General features: G+C 71.9%; 15 protein-coding genes and 1 pseudogene. 9 read left to right on the forward strand and 7 right to left on the reverse strand.

Going from position 1 to position 15,000, the window contains the following annotated elements:
* The first annotated feature begins 2 nt into the window (after nt 1-2).
* On the forward strand, nt 3-314 hold the full coding sequence (locus ABZ795_RS17720) for a hypothetical protein (RefSeq protein WP_327027207.1): 312 nt from the start codon (nt 3-5) through the stop codon (nt 312-314).
* A gap of 45 nt (nt 315-359) precedes the next feature.
* Here ABZ795_RS17720 and ABZ795_RS17725 read toward each other — a convergent pair whose 3' ends face one another.
* Nucleotides 360-941, reverse strand: a complete 582-nt coding sequence (locus ABZ795_RS17725) for an HhH-GPD-type base excision DNA repair protein (RefSeq protein WP_357531125.1) — start codon at nt 939-941, stop codon at nt 360-362.
* A gap of 197 nt (nt 942-1,138) precedes the next feature.
* On the reverse strand, nt 1,139-2,359 hold the full coding sequence (locus ABZ795_RS17730; RefSeq protein ID WP_357531126.1) for a S8 family peptidase: 1,221 nt from the start codon (nt 2,357-2,359) through the stop codon (nt 1,139-1,141).
* 178 nt (nt 2,360-2,537) lie between these two features.
* Here ABZ795_RS17730 and ABZ795_RS17735 point away from each other — a divergent pair, with 178 nt between their 5' ends.
* Both ABZ795_RS17735 and dtd read left to right on the forward strand, forming a co-directional pair.
* Nucleotides 2,538-4,022: a methyltransferase gene (locus tag ABZ795_RS17735; RefSeq protein ID WP_357531127.1), complete on the forward strand. Its 1,485-nt coding sequence runs from the start codon at nt 2,538-2,540 to the stop codon at nt 4,020-4,022.
* Nucleotides 4,022-4,444, forward strand: coding sequence for a D-aminoacyl-tRNA deacylase (dtd, locus tag ABZ795_RS17740; RefSeq protein ID WP_357531128.1), 423 nt, complete (start codon nt 4,022-4,024; stop codon nt 4,442-4,444). The genes ABZ795_RS17735 and dtd overlap by 1 nt, the downstream gene beginning before the upstream one ends.
* Before the next feature lie 44 nt (nt 4,445-4,488).
* On the opposite strand, the pseudogene ABZ795_RS17745 reads toward dtd, so the two are convergent.
* Nucleotides 4,489-5,276: pseudogene (locus tag ABZ795_RS17745) on the reverse strand (sporulation protein).
* Nucleotides 5,277-5,513: 237 nt separating this feature from the next.
* Between ABZ795_RS17745 and sigB the strand changes: the two are divergent.
* From sigB to ABZ795_RS17760, 3 genes are read left to right on the forward strand one after another with little or no spacing between them, the layout of a single operon-like run.
* Complete coding sequence (sigB, locus tag ABZ795_RS17750) at nt 5,514-6,518, forward strand: RNA polymerase sigma factor SigB (RefSeq protein ID WP_327022112.1); 1,005 nt, start codon at nt 5,514-5,516, stop codon at nt 6,516-6,518.
* Nucleotides 6,519-6,527: 9 nt separating this feature from the next.
* Complete coding sequence (locus ABZ795_RS17755; protein ID WP_357531129.1) at nt 6,528-6,824, forward strand: SRPBCC domain-containing protein; 297 nt, start codon at nt 6,528-6,530, stop codon at nt 6,822-6,824.
* Nucleotides 6,821-7,228 (forward strand): VOC family protein, encoded by a 408-nt coding sequence (locus tag ABZ795_RS17760; RefSeq protein ID WP_327022114.1) that lies wholly within the window; start codon nt 6,821-6,823, stop codon nt 7,226-7,228. Before ABZ795_RS17755 ends, ABZ795_RS17760 begins: the two co-directional genes overlap by 4 nt.
* Nucleotides 7,229-7,257: 29 nt before the next feature.
* Here the strand turns inward: ABZ795_RS17760 and ABZ795_RS17765 are convergent, their stop codons facing one another.
* From ABZ795_RS17765 to ABZ795_RS17775, 3 genes are read right to left on the reverse strand one after another with little or no spacing between them, the layout of a single operon-like run.
* Nucleotides 7,258-9,813, reverse strand: coding sequence for a GNAT family N-acetyltransferase (locus ABZ795_RS17765; protein ID WP_357531130.1), 2,556 nt, complete (start codon nt 9,811-9,813; stop codon nt 7,258-7,260).
* 25 nt (nt 9,814-9,838) lie between these two features.
* Nucleotides 9,839-11,020, reverse strand: coding sequence for an acetoin utilization protein AcuC (locus tag ABZ795_RS17770; RefSeq protein WP_357531131.1), 1,182 nt, complete (start codon nt 11,018-11,020; stop codon nt 9,839-9,841).
* 51 nt (nt 11,021-11,071) lie between these two features.
* Nucleotides 11,072-11,929 carry a sulfurtransferase gene (locus ABZ795_RS17775; RefSeq protein WP_357531132.1) on the reverse strand — a complete coding sequence of 286 codons (858 nt, stop codon included), beginning with the start codon at nt 11,927-11,929 and terminating at the stop codon, nt 11,072-11,074.
* A gap of 99 nt (nt 11,930-12,028) precedes the next feature.
* On the opposite strand from ABZ795_RS17775, the gene ABZ795_RS17780 reads away from it, so the two are divergent.
* Complete coding sequence (locus tag ABZ795_RS17780; RefSeq protein ID WP_327022118.1) at nt 12,029-12,718, forward strand: metal-dependent transcriptional regulator; 690 nt, start codon at nt 12,029-12,031, stop codon at nt 12,716-12,718.
* 7 nt (nt 12,719-12,725) lie between these two features.
* On the opposite strand, the gene ABZ795_RS17785 is transcribed toward ABZ795_RS17780, so the two are convergent.
* Nucleotides 12,726-12,965, reverse strand: coding sequence for a DUF5522 domain-containing protein (locus ABZ795_RS17785; protein WP_357531133.1), 240 nt, complete (start codon nt 12,963-12,965; stop codon nt 12,726-12,728).
* A 163-nt stretch (nt 12,966-13,128) separates the two neighbouring features.
* Here ABZ795_RS17785 and ABZ795_RS17790 point away from each other — a divergent pair, with 163 nt between their 5' ends.
* Both ABZ795_RS17790 and ABZ795_RS17795 read left to right on the forward strand, forming a co-directional pair.
* Entirely contained in the window at nt 13,129-13,470 is a 342-nt protein-coding gene (locus ABZ795_RS17790; protein WP_327022120.1) for a YciI family protein, read from the forward strand.
* Between the two features lie 116 nt (nt 13,471-13,586).
* The gene (locus ABZ795_RS17795; protein WP_357531146.1) at nt 13,587-14,804 is read left to right on the forward strand and encodes an RNA polymerase sigma factor; all 1,218 of its coding nucleotides are present in this window, start codon (nt 13,587-13,589) and stop codon (nt 14,802-14,804) included.
* Nucleotides 14,805-15,000 lie beyond the last annotated feature (196 nt).

A 15,000-nucleotide genomic window follows, 5' to 3' on the forward strand; every position in this document is an offset into this window, starting at 1 on the left:
CGATGGACCGTCACGACGCGACCAAGCAGTTCCACGGCGGCGGCGAGCGACTCGCCGAGTTGATCGACGAGAGCCGACCCGTGGAGCTACCCGTCCCCGACACCGACACCCCGATGGTCAGCCGCTCGGTCAGGCTGCCCCTGGAGACCTACGAGCGGGTCCGGGAAGCGGCCGACGCCCGGGGCATCGGGGTGACCACCCTGATGCGGCAGTGGATCGAGGCCGGCCTCGCCGACCTGGACGACTCCGCCACGGTCTCACTGGCCGACGTGCGACGGGCCATCGCCGCCCTGGCCCAGCCCAGCGCCGCCTGACGATCGACCCGGGCCGCCAGACCGAAGGCGGAATCCGGCCGGCGATCAGGCCCCGGCGGCCTTCGCCTTCGCCGCCGCCTTCATCTGCTGCTTGTACTCACGGACCAGGCGCAGCGACTCCGCGTCGGTGACATCGGCCACGGAGCGGTGGGCCTCCGGGTCGCCGTAGTCGCCGGCCGCCTCCCGCCAGCCGGGCGGTTGCACCCCGAACCGTTTGCCGAGCAGCGCGAGGAAGATCTGCCCCTTCTGCCGACCGAAGCCGGGCAGGGCGGTGATCCGGGCGAGCAGTTGCGCCCCGTCCGGCACCTCGGCCCAGAGCCGGGCGGCATCGCCGTCGTACTGCTCGACCAGCGCCCGGCACACCTCCTGCACCCGGGCCGCCATCGCCTTGGGGAACCGGTGCAGGGCCGGCGGCTGGGCGAAGAGGGCCACCAGGGCCTCCGGGTCGTACCCGGCGATCTCCCGGGCGTCCAGGTCGTGGCCGAGTCGCTGAGTCAGCACGTACGGAGAAGAGAACGCCTTCTCCATCGACACCTGCTGATCCAGCACCATGCCGACGAGCAGGGCCAACGGATCAGAGGCCAGCAGCCGGTTCGCCTCCGGGTCAATGGGCAGTACGAGGGTCATGGCAGTCATGTTTCCCTACCGGCCCGGGCCACCGGCGCCGGATGCCCGAGGCGCGCCGAACCCGTCACCAGTCCGACCTTGCCCCCGTGGAGCGTCGCCGGGAGTGTGCCCGAGGGTCCGGTGACCGTGCTGGTCGATCTGGCGGCATGAGGCGGCCCGGTGGATCGGTGATCCACCGGGCCGGTCTCAGCTGAGGATCAGTTGACCACGTACAGCAGGCGGTTCGGGGAGCCGCTGCCCGGGCTGGTCACCACGCCGGTGGTGGCGTTGTTGACCAGGTAGGTCTTGACCTGGGCCGGGGTCCAGGAGGGGTTGGCCGACAGGACCAGGGCGGCGGCGCCGGCCACGTGCGGCGCGGCCATCGAGGTGCCGCTCAGGGTGCTGGTGGCGGTGTTGCTGGTGTGGTACGCGGACAGCACGCTGGAGCCCGGGGCGAAGATGTGCACGCAGGAGCCGTAGTTGGAGAAGGACGACCGGGCGTCCGTGCTGGTCGTCGAGCCGACCGTGATCGCGGTCGAGGTACGGGCCGGCGAGGAGTTGCAGGCGTTGGCGTTCGAGTTGCCGGCTGCCACGGCGTAGCTGATGCCGGCGCGGATCGAGTTGGCCACCGCGTTGTCGAGGGTGCTGCTGACCCCACCGCCGAGGCTCATGTTGGCCACGGCCGGCTTCACCGCGTTGGCGGTCACCCAGTTCACGCCGTTGATCACACCGGTGGTGGTGCCGCTGCCGGAGCAGTTGAGCACCTTGACCGCGATCAGGCGGACCCCCTTGGCGACACCGTAGGTCGAGCCGCCGACCGTGCCGGCGACGTGGGTGCCGTGGCCGTTGCAGTCGGTGTTGTTGCTGTCCACCGTGTTGGTGCCCCAGGTGGCGCGGCCACCGAACTGGCCGTGGGTGGTCCGGATGCCGGTGTCGATGATGTACGCCCGCACGTTGGTGGCCGTGTTCGGGTAGGTGAAGGTGCCGCTCAGCGGACGGTTACGCTGGTCGATGCGGTCCAGGCCCCAGGTCGGGTTGGTCTGGGTGGCCGCCAGGGTGATCTTCTGGTCCTGCTCCACGTACTCCACCGCCGGGTTGGCGGCCAGCCGGGCGGCCTGGGCGGCGGTCATCTTGACGGAGAAGCCGGTCAGCGCGGCGCTGAACACGTCGGAGACACTGCCCCCGTACCGCTTGACCAGGGCGCTGGCCCGGTCCGGGACGGCGGCCCGGGCGGCCGACGAGCCGGCGGTGCCGACCGCGTCAGAGCGAAGAACTACAAGGTAACTTCCGCTGATCGCGTTCGACGCGCCGGCACCGCGGATCTCGCCGGTGGGTGCGGCTACCGCAGCGGTGGTGGTGGCCGCGGAGACGGCCGCCGCGGTGGCGACGACGGCGAACGCCCGGATGAGGCTGCGCCGCGCGGGGGACCCTGAGGACATCGTCTTGCCTCCCTTACCTGGGCAGCCGACCGGGTTCTGGCCGGACGACCCGCCCGTGGATTGAGTTGCAGGAGATGCTAGCGCTAGATCGATGGATATAACAGAGATGTGCATCGATTGACTTCAGATGTCACGGGTGCTAGCAGTAGAGGGCGGTGCGACCAGGCAGGATGACAGGGTGGACGGACACGACATGCTGCTCTCTCCCGCCGGCGTCGACGCGCTGCGAACCGCACTGACCAACGCCGGCTTCACCGCCAACGGCATCGCCGCCCGGCTCGGCTCGACGGCGACCGGTGGGGTGGCCCGCAACGACTTCCGAGCCGCGCTGCGCGCCACCACCGACCGGGATCCCCTGGCCACCCTGATCCGGATGTTCATCTGCGAGCAGACCGAGCCGGAGGCCGCCGTCGCGGCGGCCCTGGCCCCGCTGTCGATCGCCGAGGCGCTGGAGGCCGGACTGGTCGAACGGCACGGCGAGGGTCTGCGGATGGGCCTGGACCTGGAACCGTACGAGGACGACTGGTGGGTGCTGGCGGACGTGCCGGCCAGCGCCCGCCCCGGCCGCCCGCTGCACGCCGAACACGTGCTCGGCATCGGCGGGGCCACCCAGACCATGATCGGCGCCGCCGTCCGACGGCCGGTGGAGACCGCCCTGGATCTGGGCACCGGCTCCGGGGTGCAGGCCCTGCACCTGAGCACCCACGCCCGGCGGGTCACCGCCACGGACGTCTCCCGGCGGGCCCTGCGCTTCGCCGCCACCACCGCGGCCCTCAACGGCCAGGACTGGGAGCTGCTGCGCGGGGACATGGTGGCGCCGGTGGCCGGGCGCCGCTTCGACCTGGTGGTGAGCAACCCGCCCTTCGTGGTCGGGCCGGGCATCACCACCCACGTGTACCGCGACTCCGGCCGGGTGGGTGACGCGATCGGCGCCGAGCTGGCCGCCGCCGCGCCGGGCCTGCTCACCGAGGGCGGCACCATGCAGTACCTGGCCAACTGGGTGCATGTGACCGGCGAGGACTGGGCGGAGCGGGTGACCGGCTGGTTCGCCGACACCGGGCTGGACGCCTGGGTCATCCAGCGCGAGGTGGCCGACCCGATGGCGTACGTCAACCTGTGGCTCACCGACGTCGGTGAGGTAGCCGACCCCCAGCGGATGGCGGACTGGCTGGACTGGTTCGACGCGCACAAGGTGGAGGCGATCGGCTTCGGCATCGTCTCGCTGCGACGAAGTGGCCACGACGACCCGGTCGTACGGGTCGAGGATCTGCGCCAGCGGGTGCAGTCCCCCCTGGGTGAGCGCATCGCCACCTGGTTCGACCGGCAGGACTGGCTGCGGCAGCAGGGCACCGAGGGCCTGCTGGCCGCCCGCTACCGCGCCGCCGAGGGGCTGCGGCTGCACCAGGAGGCCACCATGGGCGAGGAAGGCTGGGGGGTGGATCGTCAGGTCCTGACCATGCCGCACGGGCTGCGCTGGAACGAGGAGATCGACCCCCTGGTGCTGGCCCTGGTCGGCGGCGCCGACGGGCGGCTGCCACTGCGGGACCAGCTCGCCCTGCTCGCCGTGGCGCACGACGTCGCCGTGGAGGAGTTGGCCGAGGCCGCCGGCCCGATCGTGGCGCACCTGGTGGAGCGGGGCTTCATCGAGCCGGTGGCGGCCTAGTGCGCGCGGTGGTGCAGACCGTCGGGCGGGCCAGCGTCACGGTCGACGGCGAGGTGGTCGGGGCGATCACCGACGGGCTGCTGGTGCTGGTCGGGGTGACCCACACCGACACCCTGGACATTGCCCGAACGATGGCCCGCAAGGTGCATGAGCTGCGGATCCTCGACGAGGAACGCTCCGCCGCCGAGGTCGCCGCGCCGATCCTGGTGGTCAGCCAGTTCACCCTGTACGGCGACGCCCGCAAGGGGCGCCGCCCCTCCTGGACGGCCGCGGCCCCGGCCGGGGTGGCCGAGCCCCTGGTGGAGGCGGTCGTCGAGGCGCTGCGTCAGCGTGGCGCCCAGGTCCACACCGGTCGCTTCCGGGCGCACATGCTGGTGGAGAGCGTCAACGTCGGCCCCCGCACCATCCTGCTCGACCTCTGACGACCGGGCCGCCCCCATCCGGGCGGTGGGGGCGGCCCGGGAGGTCAGCCGAAGAGTCCTCGGCGTCGCAGGGACTGCCGCAGCCAGCCGTCGAGTTGGGCGGCCCAGTCGGTCTGGTCCAGGGTCGCGTGGTCCATGGTGAACCGGCCGAAGACGTCCCTACCCTCGGTGAACAGCCCGCCGCGCTTGTCCAGCTCCAACACCACCTGCACCTGTCGGGGGTCGGCGATGAAGGTGACCTCCAGTTGGTTCATCGCGCCGGCGTACTGCGGGGCCGGATAGAACTCGATCTCCTGGTAGAACGGCAGGGTCTGGTGCACGCCGTAGATGTGCCCCCGTTCCAGGTCGGCCCGGGCGAACCGGAAACCCAACCGCAGCAACGCCTCCAGCAGCCGCTCCTGGCCGGCAGGGGGTGCACCGCCACCGCGTCCAGGTCGCTGGAGTCGACGGCCCGGGCCACCTCCAGCTCCGTACGCAGCCCCATGGTCATCCCGGTCAGGTGCCGTCCGTACAGTTCGGTCACCGGGGTTTCCCAGGGCACCTCGAAGCGGAACGGGATGTCGTGCCGTTGTCCGGCTTCCAGCCGGAAGGCCCCGGTGACGTGCTGCCGGTGGAACTCCTGGTTGGTCGAGTACTCGCTGTCGCCGCTCTCCACCTCGACCCGGGTCTGCAACCCCAGCGCCACGTACGAGATGTCCACCGGGTGGTCTCCGCCGCCGACCGTGACGGTGCCCTCCAGTTGGCCTCCCGGCCGACAGTTCGGATTCGTCAACACCGTCTGCACCGTGGGACCACCGACTCCCATCGCCTGCATGAGTCGCTTGAATACCACCGTTGCCTCCGTTACTCGACCGTCTCTGTCCCACCTCGGCAGACCACCTGGTCGGCCCGACCGCAGGCACGGTAACCGGAGTGAGCAACCCGAACCGGGCGAATCAACCGATCCGACCGATGTGGTGCTGTCAGGTTCTCGATCGCCTCACTCCCGTTTTACGCCCCGACCGCCAAGCTGTGTGTCACCGGCAGAACTGGCCACGCAACACCGCACGGACGAAACGGGGAGACGGAGATGGGTCTGCAGATGATGGAGCACCAGACGCGCGTCGGCATCGAGGCCGAGCCCGGCATCGACACCCTGACCGACCTGGACGCCACCGACGAGCGCGGCGTCTCCACCGACCTGGTCCGCGCCTACCTCAACGGCATCGGCCGCACCAAGCTGCTCACCGCCGCCCAGGAGGTCGATCTGGCGAAGCGGATCGAGGCCGGGCTCTTCGCCGAGGAGAAGCTGAGCACCTGCACTCCGGTCTCCGCCGAGCTACGCGCCGACCTTACGGTGGTCGTGCAGGAGGGGCAGGCCGCGAAGAACCACCTGCTGGAGGCCAACCTCCGCCTGGTGGTCAGCATCGCGAAGCGGTACACCGGTCGCGGCATGGCCTTCCTCGACCTCATCCAGGAAGGCAACCTCGGCCTCATCCGCGCCGTCGAGAAGTTCGACTACACCAAGGGCTACAAGTTCTCCACCTACGCCACCTGGTGGATCCGACAGGCCATCACCCGCGCCATGGCCGACCAGGCCCGCACCATCCGCATCCCGGTCCACATGGTCGAGCAGGTCAACCGGATGGTCCGGGCCCGCCGCGAGCTGGCGGTGTCGCTGGGCCGCGAACCCACCGTCGCCGAGATCGCCCGGGCCCTCGACGTGCCCGAGTTCCAGGTGATCGAGCTGATCTCGTACGACCGGGAGCCGGTGAGTCTGGACCAGACCGTCGGCGAGGACGGCGAGAGTGCCCTGGGTGACTTCGTCGCCGCCGCCGACCCCATGGTCGCCGACGAAGCCGTTCAGGGGGAGCTGCGCAACGAGGTGAGCATCGTGCTGGCCACCCTGTCCCAGCGTGAGCAGGCGGTGATCCGGCTGCGGTTCGGGCTGGACGACGGCCGCCAGCGCACCCTGGACGAAGTCGGCCGGGAGTTCGGCCTGTCCCGTGAGCGCATCCGGCAGATCGAGAAGGTCACCCTGCTCAAGCTGCGGGCACCGGAGCGGGCCCAGCGACTGGAGGCGTACGCCTGCTGAGCGGGTGAGATGAACTGCGAGGTCGGCCCCGGTGGTTCACCGGAGCCGACCTCGTCGTGTCGGCTTGACCCGCCCCACCGGCTGGTCTACACCGAACTGTTCGACGATCAGTCGTACCCCGGCGAGACCCTGGTCGACCACGAATTCACCGAGCTGGCCGGGCGCACCACGGTGACCACCACGCTGCGTTTCGCCAGCCCCGACGGGCGGGCCACGGCCCTGCGCTACCCGATGGCCCGCGGCGTCACCGAGAGCTACATCCGACTCGCCGGACTGCTGGCGACAACACCAGGAGTGAAGCCATGAACTGGACACTGGAAGTGGTCGTCGTACCGGTCTCGGACCTCGACCGGGCCAAGGCCTTCTACGCCGACCAACTCGGTTTCACGGTCGACCACGACACCGTCATCAACGACGACATCCGGCTGGTGCAGTTGACCCCGCCGGGCTCCGGCTGCTCGATAGTGATCGGCAAGGGCGCGGTGCCGCAGATGCCGCCGGGGTCGCTGAAGGGACTCCAGCTCGTCGTACCGGACCTGCACAAGGCGCGGACCCAGCTACTCGAACGCGGCGTCGAGGTCAGCGAGATCCAGGTGCTGGGCGAGAACCCGCACCCGGTGCCGGACCCGCTGGACAATGTCGGCTTCATCCACTTCGCGGACCCGGACGGTAACGCCTGGGCGGTGCAACAGATTTCCAGCCGGGCCTGATCGATCGCGGGTGCCGCCGCGCCGACGCTTCACAGTCGACGGGGGCCAGTGTCGGGGCGGGCTACCGCGGAGCCCACCCCGACACTGGCGTGCAGCACCGACAAACCGTCCGGCCGGGCCAGTACCGGGTTCAGGGTCAGGGAACGGACCCGGGGCTGTTCGTCCGCCAACCGTCCGACCCGCAACAGCAGGTCGATCAGGGCCCCCCGGTCCACCGGATCGGCTCCCCGGTGCCCGTGCAGCAGGGGTGCCGCGCGCGGCGCGTCCACCAGTTCGGCGGCGTCACGGTCGGTCAGCGGGACAGCCCGCCAGGCCCGGTCGCCGAGCAACTCGGTGGCGACCCCACCCAGCCCGAAACCGACCACCGGACCGAAGGCCGGATCCTCCACCACCTCGACCACACAGGCCACCCCGGGCGGGACCATCGGTTGCACCAGCACCTGGGTGCCGAAGGTCGTCGCCAGTTCCGCATAGGTGCGGCGTACGGTGGCGGGGTCGGCCAGATCCAGCCGTACCGCGCCGAGATCGAGGCGGTGCCGCAGACCGGCGGCGGCGGCCTTCAGGGCCACCGGGAAGCCGAGCCGGGTCGCCGCCTCGACCGCCTCCCCGGCCGAATCGGCCGGCACGGACTCGATCACCTCGATGCCGTACGCGGCGAGCAGGGCCGCGCTGTCGGCTCCGTCCCCGCGCAACGCCGCCTGCACCGCCTGGGGGTCGACGTCGGACAGTTCGGGCAGCACCCCGGGGGGTCGGCGCAGCCAGTCGGCGTACGCGGTGACCCGGGCCAGGGCGCGGACGGCCTCCTCCACACTCGGGTAGGCGGGCACTCCGGCCGGGGTCCGGCCGACCAGGAAGGTCGCCACGGCAGGCTTGTCGGCGGTCAACGCCACCGGCAGGGCGGCCGCGAAGTCCGCCTCCGTGCCGGTCAGCTGGCCAGGCAGGGGTGGGGCGAAGAGTGCCACCAGGGCGTCGACGTTCTCGTCCTGCGCGGCGGCGGCCAGCGCCTCGGCGAAGTCGAAGGCGCTGGCCCGTGGACCGACGTCCCGGGGGTAACCCACCGCGACGGTCAGCCCGGCGGCCATACAGGCGGTCGCCGCCAGCCCGGTCAACGCCGAGGAGTTGCCGACGATGCCCACCCGGTCACCGGCCGGCAGCGGCTGGTTGGCCAGCAGCACCCCGACATCGAGCAACTCGGCCACGGTGTCCACCCGGATCACCCCGGACTGGGCGAACAGGGCGCTGACGGCCGCCTCGTCCGGGCCCACGGAGTCCCCCACCCCGGGTGGGCGGGCCGGGGAGGCCAACGCCACCACCGGCTTGTCCCGGCCGATGCGCCGGGCCAGCCGGGCGAACTTGCGCGGGTTACCGAAGGTCTCCAGGTACAGCATGATCACGTCGGTGGCCGGGTCGTCCTGCCAGTACTGCAACAGGTCGTTGCCGGACACGTCGGCCCGGTTACCGGCCGACACGAAGCTGGACAGGCCCAGGCCACGTCGATCCGCCTCGGCCAGCAGCGCCACCCCGAAGGCACCGGACTGACTGAAGATGCCGACCCGGCCGGGCACCGGCAGGCGGGGGGCCAGGGTGGCGTTGAGGCGTACGGTCGGGTCGGTGTTGGCCACCCCCAGGCAGTTCGGGCCGATCACCCGCATGCCCGCCGCGTGGGCCGCCCGGACCAGGGTCCGTTGCGCGGCCGCACCCTGTACCCCGGCCTCGGCGAAGCCAGCGGAGATGACCACCAGGCCGTGCACCCCGGCCTTGGCCGCGTCCGCTACCACCTCGGACGCGGACTCCGGTGGCACGGCCACCACCGCCAGATCCACCGGCAGCCCCGCGTCGGCCGCCGAGGGGTACGCGGGCAGCCCGGCGACCCGGGTCGCGTGGGGATGCACCGGCACCACCGAGCCGGTGAAGCCCCCGTCCCGCAGGTGCCCGAGCACGGCCGCGCCGACCCCCTGGCCGGTCGCGCTGGCCCCGTAGACGGCCACACCCCGGGGGGCCAGCAGCCGGGCGATGGAGCGGGCCTCGGTCCGCTGCTCCCGGCCGCGCTGCACCTCCAGGGTCGCCTCGGTGGGAGCGATCGGGAAGGTCAGGTGCACCACCCCATCGGCGAACTGCTGCTGCACCTGGTAGCCGAAGTCGGCGAAGACCCGCAACATGGCGCCGTTGGCCGGCAGCACCTCGGCGACGAAGTTGACGATGCCGGCCCGGCGGGCGGCGTCGGCCAGGTGTTCCAGCAGCACCGAGCCGATCCCCCGCCCCTGGTAGGCGTCCTCCACCACGAAGGCCACCTCGGCATCGGGTGCGGCCGGGCCGAGCCGCTCGTAGCGGCCGACCGCGACGATCCGCTCGCCGGCCAGCACCACGAAGGCCTCCCGGTCTACATGGTCGACGTTGACGAACCGCTGGAGGTCCCGCTCGGGAATGCGGGGGTACGGCGAGAAGTAGCGCAGGTACCGGGTGCGCTCGGAGAACCGGGCGTGCATGGCGACGATCGCCGGGGCGTCCGACGGTTGGATCGGTCGCAACTGGACCGTTGCGCCATCGCTGAGCAGGACGTCGATGGCATGTTCTGCTGTGGTCACCTCGGGCGGCCCTCCCCTGGCCGACTCAGTCGCGCGGATCGTGCGGGTCGAGGCCGAGCAACGGGAAGACCGCCTTGCGGGTCGCCGCGATCGCCCGGTCCACCGGGTTCGGCTCGCCGGTGGGCTGCCACGGCTCGTACCCCGGATCGACGTCGTCGGTCATCCGCAGCGGCACCTCCGTGCCGGGCCGACGCTGGGCGGCCAGGTCCCGCCAGGCCGGCGGGGTCAGGGTGGCCGGGTCCAGCGGCGCCCCGGTGGCCACCGCCAGCAGGTGGGTCCAGGCCCGAGGCACCACCTCCACCAGGGCGTACCCGCCGCCACCGGTGGCCACCCAGCGCCCCTCGCACAGTTCGTCGGCGAGGGCCCGCAGGGCCAGGTAGGTGGCCCGCTGACCGTCGACGGACAGATGCAGGTCGGCCAGGGGATCGCTGCGGTGGGCGTCCGCGCCGCACTGGGTGAACAGCAACTGAGGGCGGAAGGCCCGCAGCACCGACGGCACGATCGCGTGGAAGGCCCGCTGCCAACCGGCGTCGGAGACACCCGGCGGCAACGGGACGTTGACCGCGGTGCCCTCGGCACCCGGGCCGCCGGTCTCGTCGGGAAAGCCGGTGCCGGGGAACAGCGCCAGCGGGGTCTCGTGCAGGCTGACGGTCAGCACCCGGGGGTCGTCCCAGAAGATCTGCTGCACCCCGTCGCCGTGATGCACGTCGACATCGACGTACGCGATCCGCTGGGCACCGAGGTCGAGCAGGCGGGCGATGGCCACCGCCGGGTCGTTGTAGACACAGAACCCGGCGGCCCGGCCTGCCATGGCGTGGTGCAGGCCGCCGGCCACGTTGACCGCCCGGCGGGCCTGCCCCCACCACACCGCCTCGGCGGCGGCCACGGAGGCGCCCGCGATCAACGCGCTGGCCTCGTGCATCCGGTCGAAGATGGGATTGTCCGAGGTGCCCAGGCCGAAGCCGGAGAAGTACGGTTCGCGGGGGGCCATCCGGACCGCGTCCAGGTAACGCTGGTCGTGCACCCGGGTGAGCAGCGCCTCGTCGGCCAGCCACGGCCGGACCAGCCGTACCCCGGGCCGTTGCAGCACACCCAGTTCCCGGGCCAGTGCGATGGTCAACTCCACCCGCACCGGGTCAAGCGGGTGGTCACCGAGGTCGTAGGCGAGCAGGGACTCGTCCCACACCACCACCGTGTCTTCGGACATCTGACCATGGTCGCACGCAACCAGCCGGGCGTCAGGGGTCGGCAGGCGCGGTCAGGGGCCCGACGGTGGGGTGACCGCGACCGGCCGTTGTGGGTCGGCCACCCAGTTGCTCCAGGAGCCGACATAGAGCGCGGCGTCCGGTCGACCGGCCAGATGCAGCGCCAGCACGGCCTGCGCGGCCGTCACCCCGGAGCCGCAGTACGCCCCGACCGGCGCGCTGGGACTCACCCCGGCGGCGATGAACCGGTCGCGCAGGGCCGCAGCAGAGCCGAACCGCCCCTCGGTGACGTACTCCGGGGCGGGCAGGTTGACCGCCCCGGGGACATGCCCGGCGACCGGGTCGATCGGTTCGTGTTCGCCCCGGTACCGGGGGGCGGCACGCACATCGAGCAGGACCCCCTCGTCGGCGGCGGCCAACCGGGCGGCGCCGACCGCGTCCAGCACCGGCAACGCCCCCGGCGTGAGAGTCACGTCCCCCGATGCCGGGTCCGGCTCGTCGGTGCTGACCGGCAGACCGGCCGCCGACCAGGCCGGGAAGCCGCCGTGCAGGACGCGTACCGGACGGTGTCCGGCCCACCGCAGGGTCCACCAGGCCCGGGCCGCGGCCATGCCGTCACCGCCGTCGTACACCACCACCGGGTGACCGGCCCGCACCCCGGCGGCCCGCAGCGCGGACTGCAACGCGGCCGGGTCGGGCAGGGGGTGGCGACCGGCCGGTCCCGGCGGACCGCACAGGGCGGTGTCCAGGTCGACGAAGACCGCGGTCGGCAGGTGTCCCGCCGCGTAGTCGGCCCGGCCGGGCGGACCGGTCAGCCGCCAGCGGACGTCGAGCAGGGTGGGCGGGTCGACCGCGGCAAGTTCGGCGGCGAGTTGCTCCGCCTCCACCAGAAGATCATCGGTAGCGGACATGTCGCCCAGTCAACACCATCGGTGAGCCTGGCTGCGGTTCGGCGACAGGTGTCGAAGGTGCGGCAGGGTACCATCGATCGTTGGAGGGCCGCTGACACCATGAAGTCTCACGACCTGGTCGATACGACCGAAATGTACCTGCGTACGATCCTCGAACTCGAGGAAGAGGGTGTACCGCCGCTGCGCGCCCGGATCGCCGAACGGTTGCGCCAGAGCGGCCCCACCGTCAGCCAGACCGTCGCCCGGATGGAGCGCGACGGCCTGCTCACCGTCGAGGGCGACCGCCATCTCAGCCTCACCCCGCTGGGCCGCAGCACGGCCGTCTCGGTGATGCGCAAGCATCGGCTCGCCGAACTGCTGCTGGTCAACATCATCGGGATGCCCTACGAGGAGGCCCACGAGGAGGCCTGCCGCTGGGAGCACGTGATGAGCGACGCGGTCGAGAAGCGGGTCTACGACCTGCTGAACCGGCCTACCCGGTCGCCGTACGGCAACCCCATCCCCGGCCTGGAGGATCTCGGCTCACCGGGCGAGACCGAGCCGGAGCCGGTCGAGGGCGAGCGGAACCTGGCCTTCCCGGGCCTGACCGGGCAGGTGGTCGTCCGGCGGATCTGCGAGAGCGTGCAGACCGACGCGGAGGTGCTCCGGCAGTTGCACGCCGCCGGGGTGGACCCCGGTGCCACCGTCACGGTGGCCCAGGAACGCGACGGGGTCTCCATCGACCGTTCCGGAGAGATCATCCGGCTGCCCCGTGAGGTGGCCTCCCGGGTGTTCGTCGCCGCAGCCTGAGGGGCCCTCAGGTCACGTACGGACAGTGCCGGCAGCCCCGGCCGCAGCAGGTGCCCCGCCGGGCCAGAAAGCCGGCGGTGAGTACGAACAGGCCGGTGGCCGGGTCCGGGTACCCGGCGTCACCGGCAGCCAGGGCGGCGGCGTGGGCGGCCAGGATCCGCTCCCGCTCCGGATGCTCCGGCGACAGCCGGGACGGATGCGGTTCGGTCAGGGGTCGCCCCGCCAAGGGCCGTCGCTCTCCGCTCACCGCGGCAGTCTAGGCAGCCGTACCCGATGCGCTGACCAGCGTGGCGCTGCCCTGTCGAGCTGAACGCGTGGGTGGATCGGTGGAGATCTTTCCACCCTGACCGATTCGCGCTGGCCTCCCGCGCGGGTTACGCCGAGGATGAACAGCGATCCAAGGAGGACCCATGCCCCAGTACGCAGTGCTGATCTACTCGCCGGCACCGGCCGACCCGATGGAGCTGACCCCCGACTACGTAGCGTTACTCGAACAGTATCCGGCGAAGGTGACCGAGTTGGGCGGGCAGATCCTCACCGGCTTCGCGCTGCAACCGAGCACCACCGCCGCCGCGGTACGCGGAGACCTCGTCACCGACGGCCCCTTCATCGAGGCCAAGGAGGTCGTCGCCGGATTCTTCGTGCTGGAGGCGCCCGACCGGGAGACGGCACTGAAGATCGCCAAGCTGAACCCGGCCACCATCCACGGCGGGGTGGAGGTCCGGCCCCTGTTCATCGCCCCGACGGAGTGAACGACCGCGCGGAACCCGCCGGGTCCGGCAGTGCCGCGCTACCGGGAGCGGTCGGCGCCACCCCGCGCGATCCCACCGGCGCCGCGCCGGGCGATCTCAGCGCCGCCGGTCAGGCACTGGTCGAGGCGCATCGCCGGGAGTGGGTCTTCGTGCTCGCCGCCACCGCCCGGGTCGCCGGTGACCTGGACCTGGCCGAGGAATGCGTCCAGGAGGCGTACGTCGCCGCACTGGGCACCTGGACCAGGGACGGCGTACCGGACAAGCCCGGTGCCTGGCTGACCGCCATCGCCCGCCGCAGGGCCCTCGACGTACTGCGCCGGCGGCAGGTGTTGCGCACCAAGCTCCCGTTGCTCGTGGAGCCGGAGGCGGTCGATCCGGACGTGCCCGACGAGGTGGCCGTACCGGACGATCGGCTGCGGCTGGTCTTCACCTGCTGCCATCCGGCGCTCGCCCGGGAGGCGCAGGTGGCCCTCACCCTGCGTCTGGTCTGCGGGGTCAGCACCCTCGACATCGCCCGGGCCTTCCTGGTCTCCGAGTCGACGATGGCGGCCCGACTCACCCGGGCCAAGAAGAAGATCTCAGCGGCCCGGATCCCGTACCGGGTACCGGACTCCGCCGAACTGCCCGAACGGCTGGACGCGGTGCTCACCGTCGTACACCTGCTCTTCACCACCGGGCACACCGCGCCGACCGGCGGCGACCTGGTCCGCGCCGACCTGGTGGACCGGGCCCTGCACCTGGCCCGGATGCTGCGGGAGTTGATGCCCCAGGAGCCCGAGGTGGGCGGGCTGCTCGCCCTGCTGTTGCTCACCGACGCCCGCCGGGCCACCCGCACCGACGACCAGGGTCGGCTGCTACGACTGGAGGACCAGGACCGTTCCCGCTGGGACCGGAGCGCCATCGGTACGGGTCATGGCCTGGTGGTCGAAGCCCTGCGCACCGGACGGGCGGGCCGGTACGCGCTGCAGGCCGCCATCGCCTCGCTGCACGCCCACGCGCCCAGCTACGCCGCGACCGACTGGCCGCAGATCCTCCGACTCTACGACGCGCTGCTGGCCCGCTGGCCCTCCCCGGTGGTCGCCCTGAACCGAGCCGTGGCGGTGTCCATGGTGCAGGGGCCGGAGTCGGCCCTGGCGGAGGTGGACACCCTGGCCCGGGACCCTCGTCTGGCCGGCTACCACTATCTGCCGGCGATCCGCGCCGACCTGCTCCGCCGCCTGAACCGCCCGGCCGAAGCCGCCGACGCCTACCGCGCCACCCTGGCCCTGACCGACAACACCGCCGAACGCACCCACCTGACCACCATGCTCACCCCCGTCCTCCCCCACCCCTGACCCACGCCCCACGCCCCACCCCCTCGCGCCCTCACTCCCACCCCGCGATCTTGCACTTCTGGTCACCAAAAAGACCGACTATGCGGCTTTTGCCGCGACGAAAAGTGCAAGATCTGTGAAGGTGTTTGTCAAGCGGTGGCTTCGAGGGTGCGCCAGATTTGGCGGGCTATGTAGCGTTTGAGGCTGCGGGTGATCT

The sequence above is a fragment of the Micromonospora sp. NPDC047134 genome (genome assembly GCF_040643455.1).
Lineage (GTDB): Bacteria > Actinomycetota > Actinomycetes > Mycobacteriales > Micromonosporaceae > Micromonospora.